We start from the raw sequence: 18,116 nt of genomic DNA, 5'->3' as shown, positions 1-18,116 counted from the left end.
CAGTCCGAGGTGTCGGGAAGAGAAGGTGCTCGCCACGAGAGCCGGACCGGAACGGTGATCGGCTGTGTATCCCGGGCCTCACCTGCCGCGATCTCGCACGCTTCGGTCATCGGACGCAGGGGAACAGCGCTGATGCGTCCTCCTCCGCAAACAGGAGCGCATTTTTTCGCGGTCCGCCTAGAAGGCTCGTGGCCATCAGCCAGCGCGGGACCCTGAGGGACAGATCAATGCGCGCGATGACAGTGGGTCGTCGTGACTTCCACCCGGCACCTCGCACGCGGGTCGACACGGTTTCGACTGCGGAACAGTGCGAGCAGCTGAGCGCCAACACCTCGGCGCCGGCCGGTCCAAAACATCGCGGTCTTCTGCATCGTGGCGTAGAAGGCGGATGGCCCTGATGACCACGGCTGAGGCCGCTCGCTACATGCCTGCCGTGCGTGGAGCCGGATAAGCCCCTCCATGTCACACAGCGTCAGACCCTTCTTGGGCGCCGGTCAGCTATCCATCTCTCCCGTCAAGGTGGAGCTGGCGTGCAGGTCTTAGCCCTCACGCGGGCGCGTGTTCCACGTGAAACGGTGCCGATCACTGGTGATGAGCTCCGCTGACTCGCGGCTCGAGATGCGGGGGAGTCCCGCTTCACCGGCGGGTGACCACGCCGATGTACGCCGCCCCCGCCCACCGCGCGATGATGGACACTCACTCCCAGGGCACGAAGCTCCCACCGGACGAAACCCGCGCTAGTGCGCCGCCTCCGCCCACCGCGAGATGACGGACACTCACTCCCAGGGCACGAAGCTCCTATCGGGCGAAACCCCAGCAGGTGCGCCGACCTCTCGCTGTCCTCACCACGCCCGTCGGAGCACTGACCGTCCAAGTACGTAGACGGAGAAGCTAGGGGACTCTGGATAATCGGAGTGGCCGTGGACGGAGCACAGCAGCGGACAACCCGAGAAACCCGACGCAACATCGCCCAGTGGCTCGCTTCGCAGCGGTGTTTCACGTGAAACCCTCATCAGCTCTCCTCCGGCGTCACCGCGTCCGGTCGCGGTGTCGCACTCCGCGCTCGTCAACAGGTGGGTAGCGGTGGGTAGCGATGAACTAGCCGCGCGCCGCCTTCGATCGGGCGTGCACTATCAATCTGCCCACGCCAACCCGGGACACGTGGCCGACGACAGATAGAAGTGCGTTTCCGCTCCGCGCGAAGAGTACCCAAAGGCCGATTGTCCGCCAGCTATCTCGCGACAATGACCGTGAGTTCGTGACCGCTAGGGCACACGGCGTGCATCTCTCCATGTTGGCGCAGTCCCACGGTCCGACGCTGCGTGCTCACCCTTCAGCACCCACCGACAGACACGCCACCACCCGACACGCCTCCGCTGTTTCACGTGAAACACGTGCCACATCGAACCGGCTCAGATTGCCGTCGCACTGCATCGATTGCCGACGCAATTGATCGCGCAAGCTCCACCTCAACGGGCACGGAGCACCCACGATCCGAGCAGTGTCGACCCACGACTTCCCCGCCGGCCTAGAACGCACCACCTGCGCAATCATCGCGCGCAGGATCAACGGGACGTTTCACGTGAAACCAAGCGGCACACCGACGTGAGAACGCCGCGTGGATTGTGCGGCAGGTGGACGATCAGCCAGCAGGGGAGTAGAAGCAGGGGCGACGATTGAGAGTTCGCCGCCGTACGAGGCGAACCGCAAGAGAACATCCGGGCCTCACCACGACGAGCAGCCCGACCATCCAAGGGCCCCGTCTCAGCCGCGTCGGGGGGGGCGGCCTTCCATGCGGGCGCGTGACACTGAGTGTGGCCAACGAGAAGATCTCAGTCGCCCCGTGCATCGGACCGAGCTGATGCGACTGTCACCGCCGACATCAGACGGAACGGAGAGCGCCGCCACCCACCAGCCGGCTCGCTCAGATGAACCGCTCGACGATCACGTATCGGTGCTGCCCGTAGGCCCCTGGTCGCGGGTCGACCACGACGTCACCCCGCCCCGCAGACGCTGGAACAGTGACTGTGTCGTGCGACTCCCGCACCCCGCCACCAAGCACCCGGGCGGTCGGCTCAGTGCCCGGCAGGGGACCCGACGCGCGACACAGCCCGATGTGCGCCGTGATCGTTGCGAGAGCTGCCCACCCCTGTCGTTCCAGGGAACGCGAGTACGTGCCGGGCACGTCGTGCAGGAGCCTCTCTCACCCTGCAGACGTGTGCGCTCTTGAGCGCGCTATGGAAGGAGGCCGCCGTGCGAGTGGGGGAGAGCCGTCGGTCTCTCTTGAGCCCGAACAAGGCTAGACGTGCGTGCGGATCACGCGGACATCTACGCCTACGCACGAGCGAACTCCCGTGGTCTCGCGCGCGTCCCAGACTCGAAGTAGAGCGCGAGAGCGCTCGCGGGTGCTTTACCTCCGCCGTGGCGGTCGATCCTGACGCGAAACGCACCACGGCTCGCTAGCGCGCGACGAAGCCACGCCGAACGAACCCGATCACGCTGGGAGCCGAAGGTCAGCGACCTCCGCGGGTACCGGCCGAGGGCTTCGGTGACGAGACGACAATCGTCGTTCAGCCCACTCGTTCCACGCGTGACCAGAGAACGTCCGTCGTGGCCGAACCCGCCCCGGCGTATCGCAGCGCCCGAGCCCCCCGGGATGCAACTGCCGCGAAACCGTTTCACGTGAAACTCATGTCCTGCACACCCGGCACGTGGTCCCGGGCCGGCCGGCCGCCCCGTACACGTCACCTGAACGGCGCGGAGCGCACACATCACTCACCGCCAGCGAACGAACCTGCCGAGCTCGAAAACGGCCTCCCGCCACGCCAGGGTCACATTCCGACGGACACGCCGAAGTCTTTCGGAGCCCCGGATTCGACGACCAAGACGTCACGGCACCGAAGCAGACAGCATAGGTGCCACCGATGCGCGAGCCATCTGGTCACGCGTCGATCGCAGCCTCTACCGCCTTCTCACAACGGCACTTCCTGCCGAGCTCCCGTTCGGCACTGCACCCCGCGCCCCATATCGAGACAACGCGACCGGGCGGCACGACCCACTCCGGTCGACCTCGTCACCCTCGCGTGCTGCGCGGTGCTGTTCTCGATGCTCTGAAGGTTGCTGAGATCGACGTCAGCGACGTTTCCACCCACGAGTAGAGAACTTTCACGTGCATAGGAAAAACATAGATAAAGCGCCAAAGCACATGCCGTATGTGCACATGCCTCACTCAGCGACCGAGCGTGGCGAGGAAGACCCGCGTTGGCTCGTCGAGCACGCCCTCGCCGACGACCTCGATCGATACATCGGTGAGGCCGTACTTGCGCACCTGCTTCGCGGCCGCCTCGACCTCCGCTCCGACGTTGGCGCCCTTCAGGAAGACGAGACGCCCGCCGGGACGCACCAGGGGAGCGGTGAACGGAAGCAGAGTCCGCAGCGCGCTCACAGCGCGCGCTGTCGCGACATCGAACACGCGCCCCTCGCTCCACTCCTCGCCGCGCATGCGTGCAACGGTCACGTTCTCGAGCTCGAGCTCACCGACCTGCTCCGACAACCAGGCCGTGCGACGCTCCATGGGTTCGATGAGCGTCCACTCGACGTCCGGCCGCGCGATGGCCAGCACGAGCCCGGGCAGCCCGGCGCCCGAGCCCACGTCGACCGCGCGACCCGCGAAGTACGGCGCAGCGATCGCACTGTTGAGAATGTGACGCGTCCAGAGTCGCGGGACCTCGAGCGGGCCGATGAGACCGCGCTGCTCCCCGTACAGGGCCAGGTTCTCGGTGAAGCGACGGGCCTTCTCGATGTTGTCGCCGAACAGCGTCAGCGCTGCACTCGGCTCTGCCTCGAGCTGTTCCGGCATCCCGAGACTCAGCCGCGGCGAAGCACGGTGTGACGGTCAGCGCCCTCACCGAACGATTCGGACGAGAAGCCGCGATCGGCCGCGATGTCGTGCACCAGCTTGCGTTCGTAGCTCGACATCGCCGGGAGCGACGCCTGCGACGCACCCTCGTCGAGACGCGCGATCGCCCGGTCGACGAGGTTCTCGAGCTGGCGCTGACGCGCATCACGGGAGCCACCGATATCGAGGATGAGCCGCGAGAATCGGCCCGTCGAGTTCTGCACTGCAAGACGCGTGAGCTCCTGGAGGGCCTGCACGGTGTCGGGGTGCGACAGCGTCGACAGTGCGGCTGCATCTTCGGCCTCGACCGAGACGTACGCGCGGCCTGCGCGCACGTCCATAGCGAGGTCACCGTCGATGTCGGCGATGTCGAGAAGACCCTCGAGGTAGTCGGCGGCGATATCGCCTTCCTGCTCGAGCTGCTCCACCGTGGCGGCCGTGTGCTCGGGTGCGATCTGATCGGATGTCGTCATCGTGATCTCCGGTTCTCAGGAGGCGGGTGCGGAGCCGGCTGTGCCGGCGGCTCCGCCCGCGGCACCGGTGTTCTTCGTGGACTGCTGCTTCTTCGCCCGCTGCTTGCCGACCGGCTGCTGGCGCTTGGGCTGGGCCGCGCGGGCCTTCTCGGCCTCTTCGAGGAGCCGCTGCTGCTCGGCGCGGTACTTCTCGATGGGCACGACCTTGCCCGACGAATCGATGGCCTTGCCCTTCCGCGCCAAGCGCTCTTCCCGCGCCTTCGCCGCGTCGGAACCGGGAGTCGGCATCTCGCGAATGACCACGAACTGCTGGACCATCGTCCACAGGTTGCTGACGAACCAGTAGATGACGACACCGAGCGGGAAGAACACACCCGAGAAGATGAAGGCCAGCGGCAGGATGTACAGCATGATCTTCTGCATCTGGTACGCCTGACCGGTCTTGGCCTCGGGCGACAGGTTCTTCGAGATGATCTGCAGCTGGGTGAAGAACTGCGAGCCGATCATGAGTACGACGAGCGTCAGCAGGATCGCGACGGTCACCTGGCCGTCCGACTGGCCCCACGCCGTGACGAGGTTGACGTGCATGGATGCCACGTCGAAAAGGCGTGCGTCGTAGAACTCGGTCGTGAGCTCCGGCGTGAGCAGACCCACGCCGCCGATGCCGCTGGCGGCGTGCTTCGACACGTCGTTCAACACGCTGAAGAGGGCGAAGAAGATCGGCATCTGCACCAGAAGGGGCAGGCAGCTCGAAACCGGCGTCGTACCGTGCTTCTTGTACAGCGCCATGGTCTCGCGGCTCATCGCCTCACGGGAGAGCTGGTCGCGCTTGCCCTTGTACTTCTCCTGCACCTTGCGCAGCTCAGGGGCGATCTCCATCATCTTGCGCTGGCTCTTGATCTGCTTCACGAAGAGCGGGATCAGAGCGGCGCGCACGATGAGTACCAGGCCGACGATCGACAGCACCCAGGTCAGACCGGCCGCGGGGGCCATGCCCAACGCCGTGAAGAGAGCGTGCCACCCCACCAGCACGAGTTCGACCACCCACTTCAGTGGCCAGAGGATGGTCCCAATGAGATCGAATTGCACGATCAGTCCTTTCGGGAGGGCACGACGAATCCGTGCCGAGTGAGTTCGTGGCGGAAGGCCCGATGAGGACGGACGTCGTCGATGCCACCCTGAGCCCAGGGATGACAGCGTGCGAGACGGGCCGCGGTGAACGCGATACCCTTCACGAGTCCATGCTGCTGTACGGCACCCACCGAATAGGCGGAGCAGGACGGGTAGTACTTGCACACGTCGCCGTAGACGTGCGAGATCGTCGCTCGATACGCGTGCAGCAGTGCCAGCCCCGCATTGCGGGGGAGGAGCGGCACGGATGCCACGACGCCGTCGACAGTGAGCCGTCCGGTCCCCGTGGACGAGGTCGGGAGAGTAGAAGCACTCATACCGATGCTTTTCGCTCGAGGCATCGCACCACTTCGGCACGAAGCGTCGAATAGTCGACGGTCGCTGCCGACGGCAGTGCGCGGATGACGATCGAGGCGCCCCCTCGAACAGACGGGAGCGCCTCGGCGCACACCGCCTTGAGGCGGCGGCGAATGGTATTGCGGGTGACCGCGGAGCCGACCTGGCGACTCACGATGAAGCCGAACCGGGGCGAATCGGTCTCAGCCGAGATCCCGACGTACGTCACGGTGTGCGCTCCGGCACAGCGAGTACCCCGTCGGACCGTGGCTTTGTAGTCCGATCCGCGAGTGAGTCGGTTCGGCTTCGCGAGCACCGGGTCCGTCAGGCCGAGAGCTCGGTGCGGCCCTTGGCGCGACGTGCGGCCAGGATGCCACGGCCGGCACGCGTACGCATGCGGGCGCGGAAGCCGTGCTTCTTGGCACGACGACGGTTGTTGGGCTGGAAGGTGCGCTTGCTCATGGGTCACTCCGGAGGTGATGTCGCCCGATGCTCTTCTGCCGGGGACGGGGGTCGGGACTGCCGTATAGGCATAAGTCAACCGACTAAGGCTACGTCGCGCGGGGCGTTAACTCAAACCGAAACCGCGACCGCCCATTATCCCCAGGCGTTGTCCACAAGCGTGGCAAAGACACGCGACCGAGTCCTACAGTGGATTTTGCTCCGACAGGGCCGCGAACTAGCGTGGCCCCGGAAGTTATCCACAGGTTCGACGCGACACGTCGATCACCCGTCGCGTCAAGATCCCGGAGGGGCTATGTCTCTGCACGAAGCACCGGATGTGCCCGTCTGGTCATCCGTGCTGGACCAGCTTCTCACCGATGATCGCGTCACCCCGCAGCTACACGGTTTTCTGAACCTCGCTGTCCCGCAGGGCGTGATGGGCGGAACCCTTTACCTCGACGTCCCGAACGACCTCACCGCCGCGCAGTTCAACAAGCGCATGCGGGCGCCGATCCTCGAGGCGCTGGCGCAGGTGCAAGGAGAAGACCCTCAGATCGGGACGTTCCGCGTCGTCGTGAACCCCGATGTGATCGAGACGCAGCGCAGCTCCTCCGCCGCCCCGCGCGAAGAGCGCCCGCAGGCGGCACCCGTGCATTCGCCAGCGAGTGAGCAGGCGCCCGAGCCGATCGTCCCGGCGTCGCGGAACGACACGCGCCTCAACCCGAAGTACACCTTCGACAATTTCGTCATCGGTCAGTCCAACCGTTTCGCGCACGCCGCGGCGGTCGCGGTCGCCGAGGCGCCGGCCAAGGCGTACAACCCGCTGTTCATCTACGGCGACTCAGGCCTCGGCAAGACGCACCTCCTCCACGCGATCGGCGACTATGCCGCGAGCATGTACGCCGGCATCCGAGTCCGTTATGTCTCGAGCGAAGAGTTCACGAACGACTTCATCAACTCGATCGCCAACAATCGGGGATCGGCCTTCCAGGCGCGCTACCGCGACGTCGACATCCTGTTGATCGACGACATCCAGTTCCTGCAGGGTCGCGCCGAGACGCAGGAAGCCTTCTTCCACACGTTCAACACGCTGCACGACCACGACAAGCAGGTGGTCATCACGAGCGATCTGCCGCCGAAGCAGCTGACCGGGTTCGAAGACCGTATGCGCAGCCGCTTCGAGTGGGGTCTGATCACCGACGTCCAGGCGCCCGACCTCGAAACGCGCATCGCGATCCTTCGCAAGAAGGCGCAGAGCGAACGACTTCTCATTCCCGACGACGTGCTCGAGTACATCGCCACGGTCGTCTCGTCGAACATCCGCGAGCTCGAAGGCGCCCTCATCCGCGTCTCCGCGTTCGCCAGTCTGAATCGATCGACGCTCGACATGTCGCTCGCGCAGACTGTCCTGCGAGACATCATCGACCAGGACGACGCGAACGTGATCTCGCCGACGGACATCATCACGGCGACCGCGCAGTACTTCAAGCTGTCGGTCGACGACCTCTACGGTTCGAGCCGCTCGCAGGCGGTGGCCACCGCGCGTCAGATCGCGATGTACCTCTGCCGTGAGCGCACGAGTCTGTCGCTCCCGAAGATCGGCCAGCTGTTCGGCAACCGAGACCACACGACGGTGATGTACGCGTACAAGAAGATCAGCGACCTCATGAAGGAGCGTCGGTCGATCTTCAACCAGGTGTCGGAGATCACCAGTCAGCTCGGCCGTATGCGCTGAGCACCCGTTCCCCGAGGGGCTCGACCACGACCGTGGTTCGAGCCCCTTTCTCTTTTTCCGCGCCTGATCGGGCATATAAGGCCGTACACAGGGGGTTTTGGAGGGGGTTCTACACAGTGTGGAAAACCTGTGGATAACTCGATTTTCCTCGGGATGATCTGTGCACTCAGGCGTTAACACTGTGGAGGAACAGCCGAAGGCGCTCGCGACACCCGTCGTTAACTCGACAGGCTCTCCGCAGCTCGTCCACAGTTAACAGACCCCTGGTTCCCTGCCGTTAACAAGCGTGTCGCAAGTTATCCACACTCTCCACAGCTGTTAACAAGATGAAGATCCAAGTTCTTTGTTAAGAGAGATTCGATGACCTTGCCGTGGGGACGTCGCTCGGCGGGCGTCGCCGCAAGGGGGCACTAGCATGGGTAAGCCATACCCGCCGTCAAGGGAGCACCCGTGAAGTTCCACGTCAATCGCGATGTGTTCAGCGAAGCCGTCTCGTTCGTGGTCAAGCTCCTGCCCCAGCGAAACCCGCAGCCGATCCTGGCCGGTGTGCTCATCGAGGCCAACGAACAGGGATTGACCCTGGCCGCCTTCGATTACGAGGCTTCCGCGCGCACGACGATCGAGGCGACCGTCGACGAGCCCGGCACGATCCTGGTGCACGGCCGACTCCTCAGCGACATTGCGAGCCGTCTGCCCAACGCTCCGATCCAGATCACGGTCGACGACGACGGTGGCATCCTGCTGACCTGCGGCTCCGCGCGCTTCACGCTTGCCTCCATGCCCGTTCAGGAGTACCCGGCGATCCCCGAGGTCACCGGCGAATCCGGTCTCGTCCCCGCCGACGAGTTCGCCACGGCGATCGCACAGGTCGCGTTCGCAGCCTCGCGCGACGACGTGACCCCCGTCCTCACCGGCGTGCAGCTCGAGGTCTCCGGCACCCGCTTGAGCCTGGTCGCTACCGACCGCTACCGCGTCGCGCTCCGCGAGATCCCGTGGGACGGCGGAGCCGTGGCATCCGATGAGACCACGTCCGCTCTCGTGCCCGCGCGTACGCTGCAGGAAGTCGGCAAGACCTTCGCTCACAGCGGCGACATCTCCATCGCCTTCTCGGGCTCGGGCGACCGCGAGATCATCGCGTTCTCGTCGGGCAACAAGACCGTCACGTCGTTGCTCATCAAGGGCAACTTCCCGCCCGTGCGCCGACTCTTCCCCGCGCAGACCGAGCACCACAGCGTGGTCAACACGGCCGAGCTCGTCGAGGCGGTCCGCCGTGTCGCGCTCGTGCTCGACCGTTCCGCGCCCTTGCGTTTCACGTTCGGCCCCGACGGTGTGTCGATGGACGCCGCCGGCACCGAGCAGGCTCGGGCGACGGAGTCGGTCGACGCGACGCTCGTGGGCGATGAGGTCACGCTGGGTCTCAACCCGCAGTACCTCATCGAGTCGCTCGGTGCCGTGCGCAGCGAGTTCACGCGAATCACCTTCACCTCGAGCGACAACGCGAACAAGCTCAGCCCCGTGCTGGTCACGCCCCAGACCTCGGTCGAGAAGGGCGGCGAGGGCACGTTCAAGTACCTCTTGCAGCCCAACCTGCTGTTGCGCTGACCGGCACCGCATGCTGCCGTGTCGGAGGCGGCGGGTAGTCTGACTCGGTGATCGTGGAGCAGCTCGGACTGAAGGACTTCCGCAATTACGCGGAAGCCGACGTCGAGCTCTCCTCGGGGGCGAATGTCTTCGTCGGCCGCAACGGGCAGGGCAAGACGAACCTCGTCGAAGCCATCGCCTACCTCGCGACTCTCGGCTCGCATCGTGTCTCGAACGATGCACCCCTGGTCAGAGACGGGACGGATGCCGCGATCGTGCGCGCGCGGCTCACGCACGGTGAGCGCAGCGTGCTGCTCGAGTTGCAGCTCAACCGCCAGGGCGCGAACAAGGCTCGCGTGAACGGCGTCAACGTCCGTACCTCCGAACTGCCGCGGTACGCGCAGGTGGTCCTCTTCGCGCCCGAAGACCTGCAGATCGTGCGGGGCGACCCCTCTGCCCGCCGCCGGTTCGCCGATCAGCTCATCGTCCAGCGCACCCCTCGCATGGCCGGGGTGATCGGCGACTACGACCGTGTTCTGCGTCAGCGTAGCGCTCTGTTGAAGTCGGCGCGCGCCCGGGGACTCCGCGGCGAAGCGCTTCGCACGCTCGACGTCTGGGACGAGAAGCTCGTCGCTCTGGGCACCGAGGTGATCGAGGCGCGGAGCGCGTTGGCATCCGACCTCTCCGATCCCGTGGCCGCGGCCTACGCGGCGATCGCCGGCGCCGACCACGAGCCGCGGTTGTCGTGGGCGCTCTCGGTGGGCGGCGGCGACCCCGAAGAGGGGGATGCCGTCGATGGCGCGCGATCGAGCGAGCCCCTGGCCGATCAGTTCCGAGCAGCCCTCGCGGCGAAGCGTTCGGCCGAGCTCGAGCGCGGTCTGACCCTCGTGGGCCCGCACCGCGATGATCTGGTGCTGCGCGTTCGGGGTCTGCCGGTCAAGGGTTACGCCTCGCACGGGGAGTCCTGGTCGGTGGCGCTCGCTCTGCGCCTGGCATCCGCCGAACTCCTTCGCGCCGAGTCTCGTCTGGGCGACCCGGTTCTCATCCTCGACGATGTGTTCGCCGAGCTCGACGCCGGCCGTCGCACCCGACTGGCCGAGCTGGCCGGTGGCTACGAGCAGGTCATCGTCACCTCGGCCGTCGAAGAAGATGTCCCCGATGTCCTGCGGGCACACGTCGTCCGCGTCGAGGCGGGCCGCATCGAGGAGCCCCGCGGTGAGTGATGACGCCGAGATCCCCGAAACGATGTCGACCTACTTGCGGCTTCGTGGGCTCGAGCCCTCTCCGTACCGCAAGAAGAAGCGTCGTCGTCGGGCGGACGACGGCGAGAACGCTCCATTCAGCCCGGGCCGCGACCCGCGCGGTCTGGGCGATGTGATCTCGGCGCTGACGCAGTCGGCGGGGTGGGAGCCCCAGCTCTCCCGCGAAGATCTCGTGCGTACGTGGGATCAGGTCGCCGGGGCGGACACCGCCGCGCACACGCGTCCCGTCGCCCTCGAGAACGGCACACTCACCGTTCAGGCCGATTCGACGGCGTGGGCGAAGCAGCTGCAGTTCATGCGCGCGCAGATCCTCTCGGAGATCCTCCGACGCTTTCCCGAGGCCGGTGTCGAAGCGATCCGGTTCGTGGGCCCGGACGTTCCCTCGTGGAAATGGGGGCCCAGAGCCGTTCCAGGCCGCGGTCCGCGCGATACCTACGGCTGAGTCATGGTCGATCCCGGTTCGACACGATTTATGGCCGCGTAGGGGCGTACACGCCATTTCGAGAGCCCGTCCGCGATAGGATGGAGGTTCCGACGAATCGATCTGGAGCGCGCGTACACATGACGTCCGAAAACCCCGACAGCGTTTCCGAGGAACCCGAAGTCCCCGCCGCGACCAAAAAGGTTCCCAACGAGTACGGGGCGGACGCCATCCAGGTGCTCGAGGGCCTCGAGGCTGTTCGCAAGCGTCCCGGTATGTACATCGGCTCCACGGGTGAGCGCGGGCTGCATCACCTCGTGCAAGAGATCGTCGACAACTCCGTCGACGAGGCGCTGGCCGGGTACTGCGACACGATCCAGGTCACGATCCTCAGCGACGGCGCCGTGCGTGTGGTCGACAACGGCCGTGGCATCCCGGTCGACATGCACCGCACCGAGGGCAAGTCGACCGTCGAGGTCGTGCTGACCGTGCTGCACGCCGGCGGAAAGTTCGGCGGCGGCGGATACGCGGTCTCGGGCGGTCTGCACGGCGTGGGCTCATCCGTCGTGAATGCCCTCTCCACGCGCCTCGACGTCGAGGTGCGCCGCCAGGGGCACGTGTGGCGTCAATCGTTCCGCGACGGCGGCGTGCCGCTCGCTCCTCTCTCGAAAGACGAGGAGAGCGACGCGACGGGAACGACGATCACGTTCTGGCCGGATGCCACGATCTTCGACACCATCGACTTCGACTACGACACGCTACGCACGCGCTTCCAGCAGATGGCGTTCCTCAACAAGGGTCTGCGCATCGGCCTCCGCGACGAACGCGCCCAGTCCGTGGTCACCGAGGGTGAGCCGGGCGCAGAGGTCACCGAGGCCCGCCACGACACGTTCCTCTACGAGCGCGGTCTCGTCGACTATGTCGAGCACCTGAACCGTGTGCGCAAGGCCGACGTGGTCAACGACGAGATCATCGAGGTCGAGTCCGAGGACACCGATCGCAAGATCGCCCTCGAACTCGCGATGCAGTGGACGACGGCCTACACCGAGAACGTGTTCACCTATGCGAACACCATCAACACGCACGAGGGCGGAACGCACGAAGAGGGTTTCCGCGCCGCCCTGACGACGCTCGTGAACCGTTACGCCCGCGCGAACAACCTCCTCAAAGAGAAGGACGACAACCTCACCGGCGACGACATCCGCGAGGGTCTCACCGCGGTCATCTCGGTCAAGCTGTCGGAGCCGCAGTTCGAGGGGCAGACCAAGACCAAACTCGGCAACACCGAGGCGCGCGCGTACGTGCAGAAGGTCGTGGGCGACAAGCTCGGCGATTGGTTCGACCGCAATCCGGGTCAGGCCAAGAACATCATCCGCAAGGCGATCGACGCCGCGACCGCGCGCCTCGCCGCGCGCAAGGCGCGCGAGACCGCCCGTCGTAAGAGCGTGTTCGAGTCGGCCGCGATGCCCGACAAGCTGAAGGACTGCACCTCGAAGGATCCCTCGATCAGCGAGATCTTCCTCGTCGAGGGTGATTCCGCCGGTGGCTCCGCGGTGCAGGGTCGCGATCCGCACACGCAGGCGATCCTGGCGCTGCGCGGCAAGATCCTGAACGTCGAGCGCGCGCGTCTCGACCGCGCTCTGGGGAACAAGGAAGTCCAGGCGATGATCCAGGCCTTCGGCACGGGTATCGGCGAAGACTTCGACATGGCCAAGGCGCGGTACCACAAGATCGTGCTGATGGCCGATGCCGACGTCGACGGTCAGCACATCACGACGCTGCTGCTGACGCTGCTGTTCCGCTACATGCGCGGTCTCATCGAGGCCGGGTACGTCTACCTCGCTCAGCCGCCCCTGTACCGCCTGAAGTGGTCGAACCACCCCCACGAGTACGCGTACAGCGACCGCGAGCGCGACGCGATGCTCGTCGATGGTCAGGCCTCGGGTCGCCGGATCCCCAAGGACAACGGCATCCAGCGCTACAAGGGTCTCGGCGAGATGAACGACCACGAGCTGTGGGAGACCACGATGGACCCGCAGACGCGCACGCTGAAGCAGGTCACGATCGACGACGCCGCCGCGGCCGACGAGATCTTCTCGGTGCTCATGGGCGAAGACGTCGAGTCGCGACGCAGCTTCATCCAGCGCAACGCCAAAGACGTCCGCTTCCTCGACATCTGATCTCGCACGACGCATTCACGGAACTGAGAAGACATGGCTGACGACATCACGCCCGAATCCGACGACGTCCGCGGCGAGCCGGCGCACGACCACGGCAAGATCGACCAGGTCGACCTCCAGCTCGAGATGCAGCGGAGCTACCTCGACTACGCGATGAGCGTCATCGTCGGGCGTGCTCTGCCCGACGTGCGCGACGGTCTCAAGCCCGTGCACCGCCGCGTGATCTACGGCATGTACGACGGCGGCTTCCGCCCCGACAAGTCGTTCTCGAAGTGCGCCCGTGTCGTCGGCGAGGTGATGGGTCACTACCACCCGCACGGTGACGCCCCCATCTACGACGCCCTCGTGCGCCTCGTGCAGCCTTGGTCGCTGCGCTACCCCCTCGCTCTCGGACAGGGGAACTTCGGTTCGCCCGGCAATCAGGGCGCCGCAGCCCCGCGATACACCGAGACGAAGATGGCTCCCCTCGCGCTCGAGATGGTGCGCGACATCGAGGAAGAGACCGTCGACTTCCAGGACAACTACGACGGTCAGACCCAGGAGCCGACGGTCCTGCCCGCGCGCTTCCCGAACCTGCTCGTCAACGGCTCGGTCGGCATCGCGGTCGGCATGGCCACGAACATCCCCCCGCACAACCTGCGCGAGGTCTCGTCCGGTGCCCTCTGGGCCCTCGAGAACCCGGATGCCACGCGCGAGGAGCTGCTCGAAGCGCTCATGGAGCGCATTCCCGGCCCCGACTTCCCGACGCGCGCGCAGATCCTCGGCACCCGCGGCATCAAGGACGCGTACCGCACCGGCCGAGGCTCCATCACGATGCGGGCGGTCGTCAACATCGAGGAGATCCAGGGCCGCACGTGCCTCGTGATCACCGAGCTGCCGTACCAGGTGAATCCCGACAACGTCGCCGTCAAGATCGGCGACCTCGCCCGCGAGGGCAAGATCACCGGCGTCGCCGACATCCGCGACGAGAGCTCGGGCCGCACCGGTCAGCGTCTGGTCGTCGTGCTCAAGCGCGACGCCGTCGCCAAGGTCGTGCTGAACAACCTGTACAAGCACACGCAGCTGCAGGAGAACTTCGGCGCGAACATGCTCGCGATCGTCGACGGGGTGCCCCGCACGCTGTCTCTCGACGGTTTCATCAGCCTGTGGATCGACCACCAGGTCGAGGTCATCGTGCGGCGCACGCAGTACCGCCTCCGCAAGGCCGAAGAGCGCATGCACATCCTGCGCGGCTACCTGAAGGCGCTCGACGCGCTCGATGAGGTCATCGCGCTCATCCGTCGCTCGCCCACGGCCCAGGATGCCAACGAGGGACTGCAGAAGCTCCTCGACATCGACGACATCCAGGCGCAGGCCATTCTCGATATGCAGCTGCGTCGACTCGCGGCCCTCGAGCGCCAGAAGATCGTCGACGAGGCCACCGAGCTCGAGGCCCGTATCGCGGACTACAACGACATTCTCGCCACCCCCGCTCGCCAGCGCACCATCATCCGCGACGAGCTCACGGCCATCACCGACCGCTTCGGTGACGACCGTCGCACCGAGATCCTCCACGGATTCGACGGCGACGTGTCGATCGAGGACCTCATCGCCGAAGAAGAGATGGTGGTCACGGTCACCCGCGACGGCTACATCAAGCGCACGCGCAGCGACAACTACCGTTCGCAGCACCGCGGTGGCAAAGGCGTGAAGGGTGCGCAGCTGCGCGCCGACGACGTGGTCGAGCACTTCTTCGTCACCACGACGCACCACTGGCTGCTGTTCTTCACGAACAAGGGCCGGGTCTACCGCTCGAAGGCCTATGAGGTGCCCGAGGCGGGCCGCGATGCCAAGGGTCAGCACGTCGCGAACCTGCTCGCCCTCCAGCCCGACGAAGAGATCGCGCAGATTCTCGACATCCGCGACTACAGCGTCGCGACCTACCTCGTGCTCGCGACCCGGAACGGTCTCGTGAAGAAGACCCGTCTCGACGAGTACGACACCAACCGCCAGGGCGGGGTGATCGCGATCAAGCTCCGCGGACAGGTCGCCGAGGAGGGCGACGAGGCCGAGCAGGGCAGCGCCGACGAGCTTGTCAGCGCGATGCTGGTCGACGAGGGTGACGACATCCTCCTCATCAGCCGGCTCGGACAGTCGCTGCGCTTCTCCGCCACCGACAGCGCGCTGCGCCCGATGGGGCGGTCGACCTCGGGCGTGAAGGGCATGGACTTCCGCGAGGGGGACAGCCTGCTCTCGGCATCCGTCGCCAAGGACGACGAGTTCGTCTTCGTCGTGACCGAGGGCGGCTACGCCAAGCGCACCGCCGTCACCGAGTACCGGATGCAGAACCGAGGTGGTCTGGGCATCAAGGTGGCCCGCCTGACCGACGATCGCGGCGTTCTCGCGGGCGGAATGATGGTGTCGGAAGGCGATGAGGTCCTCGTGGTTCTTGCCAGTGGCAAGGTGGTACGCTCTGCCGTGGCCGAGGTACCCGCCAAGGGACGCGACACAATGGGTGTCGTGTTCGCACGAGCCGGAGGTGATGACAGGATCATCGCCATCGCTCGAAACGCAGAGCGGAACCTGACCGAGACGACGGAGACGACCACGGAGCCCGCCGCTTCCCCCGCGGACGAGGCCGACGCCTCCTCTTCCGAGACCCCCGAGGAAAGTACTGACGCATGAGCACGGTAGCCGACAAGCTCGCCAAGAAGTCGACTCACAAGACCCCCGCCAAGCAGGTCCGCCTGCGACTGGTGTACATCGACTTCTGGTCGGCGGTGAAGCTGTCGTTCCTTGCCGCGGTGGCCCTGGCCATCGTGACGGTCGTGTCGTACTTCCTGATCTACTTGGTGGTGTCGGCGACCTTGCTGACCAAGCTCGATGAGTTCTTCACCAGCTTCACCGACGGCGGCGCGACCCTCTCGCAGTACGTCGGTCTGCCCCAGGTCATGGCGTTCGCGGCGATCATCGCGATCCTCAACCTCGTCATCGTGACGGTGCTCGGCGCCGTGATGGCGGGTATCTACAACCTCGCGGTCAAGGTCACCGGCGGCCTGCTCGTCGGGTTCACCTCGAACTGACGTCGATTCGTCAAAACCTTGCAAGTCCGGTAAAGTCTTCGAGGTTGACATCACGTCAGCGAGACGGGGCTATAGCTCAGGCGGTTAGAGCGCTTCACTGATAATGAAGAGGTCCCAGGTTCAAGTCCTGGTAGCCCCACCCCTCCCTCGCGGGGCCTTAGCTCAGCTGGTAGAGCGCCTGCTTTGCAAGCAGGATGTCAGGAGTTCGAATCTCCTAGGCTCCACAATCGAGAAGGAAGAGCCGGTCCATCGGGACCGGCTCTTTTTCTTTTCCGCCGTCGCTCTCACGAGGCGCGTCGTCGCCGCCCTCTTCGGAGCAGAACGACGGATGCCGTGTACAGGACCGCCCCGCCGACCGCGAGCACCGTGTTCATCCCCTGCAGCGTCACGGCGAAGGGCGGGAGGAATGCGCAGAACCACGCGATCGCCAGGATGACCGATCCCGGTGCCGGCGGAAGGTCGCCCAGCGCCTCGAATCGGATCAGGATCAGCGAGAGCAATCCGAGCACGATCGCCGTCGCCAGGAAGACCAGGGGGCGCGTTGCCCACCACTGCGGGCTCGCGGGCGCGGGAGCTGCGCCGGGGATGAGCAGGGCGATCCCCGAGATGATGAGGATGACGGGCAGGTGCCACAGGTACACCGTCATCAGGCGGGATCCGATCGCGAACACCACCCCCTGCGCGAGGCGCGTGCGCATGAGCACGGTGAGCGCGGGCTTCGCCAGACGCAGCAGACACGCCTGAGCGAGACCAAACAGCACGAGGGGAAGAGTGGGCGGGTTGAGATTCGCCAGCATGTTGTCGGAGTAGGGCCCCCACACGACCACGGCGCCGACCACGAGGTAACAGGAGGTCGCGAGGGCCAGGAGAGATACAGCCGAGCGGCGATCGAACCACCCGTCGCGGTACCAGAATCCCAGCTGCTGGATGAGCGGCCAGACGAAGAGCAGGTTGAGGTAGCCCAGTTCCTCGATCCCGGACAGGAATCGCACGGCGTCGACCGCAACCACTGCGGCCAGAAGCATCACGAGAGTGCCGCGAGGGGCCCTCTCGTGCCAGCGAGCGGCGAGAGGTACGACCGCCTGGCACAGGAGGTACGCCGCCAGGAACCACAGCGGCATCCCGACGCCGACCACGGCGGCGTCGACCAGCGACGGATCCACTCCGATCGCGGCGGCGGCGACCAGGACGACAGCGACGAAGACGAACAGGGGCAGAGCCGGCTGCGCCAGCCGGAGCGTGCGAGAGCGGACGAACCCGCGCGCGTCACCTCCACGACTCCGCCATGTCGCCCATCCGGCCGCAGAAGCGAATCCGCCGACGACGAAGAACAACGGCATGATCTGGCCGAACCAGGTGGCGGCGTCGAACCAGGGCTGCATCTCCGCGGGCCGAGACGTGATGAGGGAGCCGTCGGGGCCCCACCCCACCCCCACCTGCAGCAGGTGAACGATGACGACGAAACACACCGCCGTGACGCGGGCGAGGTCCAGTGTGAGATCGCGGCGCGAGACGTCGGAGGTCGTCGGAGGAAGCTCTGTGCGCATGCCACCATCGTGGCGGGTGCCGGGCGCTTCCCGTCACCTCCGACAC

At 65.9% G+C, this 18,116-nt stretch carries 14 protein-coding genes and 2 tRNA genes; 9 read left to right on the top strand and 7 right to left on the bottom strand.

The genetic code is table 11. The features are described from left to right. Positions 1-3,229 precede the first annotated feature (3,229 nt). The 6 genes from rsmG to rpmH are packed head-to-tail and all read right to left on the bottom strand — an operon-like array spanning position 3,230 to position 6,300. A complete protein-coding gene (gene rsmG / locus MTE01_RS09390; RefSeq protein WP_103207464.1) occupies positions 3,230-3,859 on the bottom strand; it encodes a 16S rRNA (guanine(527)-N(7))-methyltransferase RsmG in 630 nt (209 codons plus the stop codon). Positions 3,860-3,867: 8 nt separating this feature from the next. Beyond that, positions 3,868-4,371 carry a Jag family protein gene (locus tag MTE01_RS09385; RefSeq protein WP_103207461.1) on the bottom strand — a complete coding sequence of 168 codons (504 nt, stop codon included), beginning with the start codon at positions 4,369-4,371 and terminating at the stop codon, positions 3,868-3,870. Positions 4,372-4,386: 15 nt separating this feature from the next. After that, on the bottom strand, positions 4,387-5,460 hold the full coding sequence (yidC, locus tag MTE01_RS09380; protein ID WP_174799671.1) for a membrane protein insertase YidC: 1,074 nt from the start codon (positions 5,458-5,460) through the stop codon (positions 4,387-4,389). A 2-nt stretch (positions 5,461-5,462) separates the two neighbouring features. Beyond that, entirely contained in the window at positions 5,463-5,819 is a 357-nt protein-coding gene (gene yidD, locus MTE01_RS09375) for a membrane protein insertion efficiency factor YidD (protein ID WP_141377060.1), read from the bottom strand. Then, positions 5,816-6,154: a ribonuclease P protein component gene (gene rnpA / locus MTE01_RS09370; protein ID WP_103207457.1), complete on the bottom strand. Its 339-nt coding sequence runs from the start codon at positions 6,152-6,154 to the stop codon at positions 5,816-5,818. Before rnpA ends, yidD begins: the two co-directional genes overlap by 4 nt. An 8-nt stretch (positions 6,155-6,162) precedes the next feature. Further along, a complete protein-coding gene (rpmH, locus tag MTE01_RS09365) occupies positions 6,163-6,300 on the bottom strand; it encodes a 50S ribosomal protein L34 (RefSeq protein ID WP_013584598.1) in 138 nt (45 codons plus the stop codon). 295 nt (positions 6,301-6,595) lie between these two features. Between rpmH and dnaA the strand changes: the two genes are divergently transcribed. The 9 genes from dnaA to MTE01_RS09320 all read left to right on the top strand — a co-directional run bounded on the left by dnaA (position 6,596) and on the right by MTE01_RS09320 (position 16,747). Continuing rightward, on the top strand, positions 6,596-8,017 hold the full coding sequence (gene dnaA, locus MTE01_RS09360) for a chromosomal replication initiator protein DnaA (RefSeq protein WP_103207454.1): 1,422 nt from the start codon (positions 6,596-6,598) through the stop codon (positions 8,015-8,017). 450 nt (positions 8,018-8,467) lie between these two features. Beyond that, a complete protein-coding gene (gene dnaN / locus MTE01_RS09355; RefSeq protein ID WP_141377057.1) occupies positions 8,468-9,619 on the top strand; it encodes a DNA polymerase III subunit beta in 1,152 nt (383 codons plus the stop codon). A gap of 47 nt (positions 9,620-9,666) precedes the next feature. Beyond that, positions 9,667-10,821 (top strand): DNA replication/repair protein RecF, encoded by a 1,155-nt coding sequence (gene recF, locus MTE01_RS09350; RefSeq protein WP_103207450.1) that lies wholly within the window; start codon positions 9,667-9,669, stop codon positions 10,819-10,821. Next, positions 10,814-11,302, top strand: coding sequence for a DciA family protein (locus tag MTE01_RS09345; RefSeq protein WP_246078171.1), 489 nt, complete (start codon positions 10,814-10,816; stop codon positions 11,300-11,302). The genes recF and MTE01_RS09345 overlap by 8 nt, the downstream gene beginning before the upstream one ends. Positions 11,303-11,421: 119 nt before the next feature. Further along, positions 11,422-13,461, top strand: coding sequence for a DNA topoisomerase (ATP-hydrolyzing) subunit B (gene gyrB / locus MTE01_RS09340; RefSeq protein ID WP_103207445.1), 2,040 nt, complete (start codon positions 11,422-11,424; stop codon positions 13,459-13,461). A gap of 33 nt (positions 13,462-13,494) precedes the next feature. Next, a complete protein-coding gene (gene gyrA / locus MTE01_RS09335) occupies positions 13,495-16,125 on the top strand; it encodes a DNA gyrase subunit A (RefSeq protein WP_103207442.1) in 2,631 nt (876 codons plus the stop codon). Further along, positions 16,122-16,523 carry a DUF3566 domain-containing protein gene (locus MTE01_RS09330; protein ID WP_103207439.1) on the top strand — a complete coding sequence of 134 codons (402 nt, stop codon included), beginning with the start codon at positions 16,122-16,124 and terminating at the stop codon, positions 16,521-16,523. Before gyrA ends, MTE01_RS09330 begins: the two co-directional genes overlap by 4 nt. A gap of 65 nt (positions 16,524-16,588) precedes the next feature. Continuing rightward, positions 16,589-16,662, top strand: a tRNA-Ile gene (locus MTE01_RS09325). A gap of 12 nt (positions 16,663-16,674) precedes the next feature. Further along, a tRNA-Ala gene (locus MTE01_RS09320) sits at positions 16,675-16,747 on the top strand. Positions 16,748-16,807: 60 nt separating this feature from the next. Here the strand turns inward: MTE01_RS09320 and MTE01_RS09315 are convergent. Continuing rightward, positions 16,808-18,070: an acyltransferase family protein gene (locus MTE01_RS09315; protein WP_141377052.1), complete on the bottom strand. Its 1,263-nt coding sequence runs from the start codon at positions 18,068-18,070 to the stop codon at positions 16,808-16,810. Positions 18,071-18,116 lie beyond the last annotated feature (46 nt).

The organism is Microbacterium testaceum (assembly GCF_006539145.1).
Classification (GTDB): Bacteria; Actinomycetota; Actinomycetes; order Actinomycetales; family Microbacteriaceae; genus Microbacterium; species Microbacterium testaceum.
The sequence above is the reverse complement of the archived record's forward strand: the minus strand, read 5'-3'. Positions and strand labels throughout refer to the sequence as shown.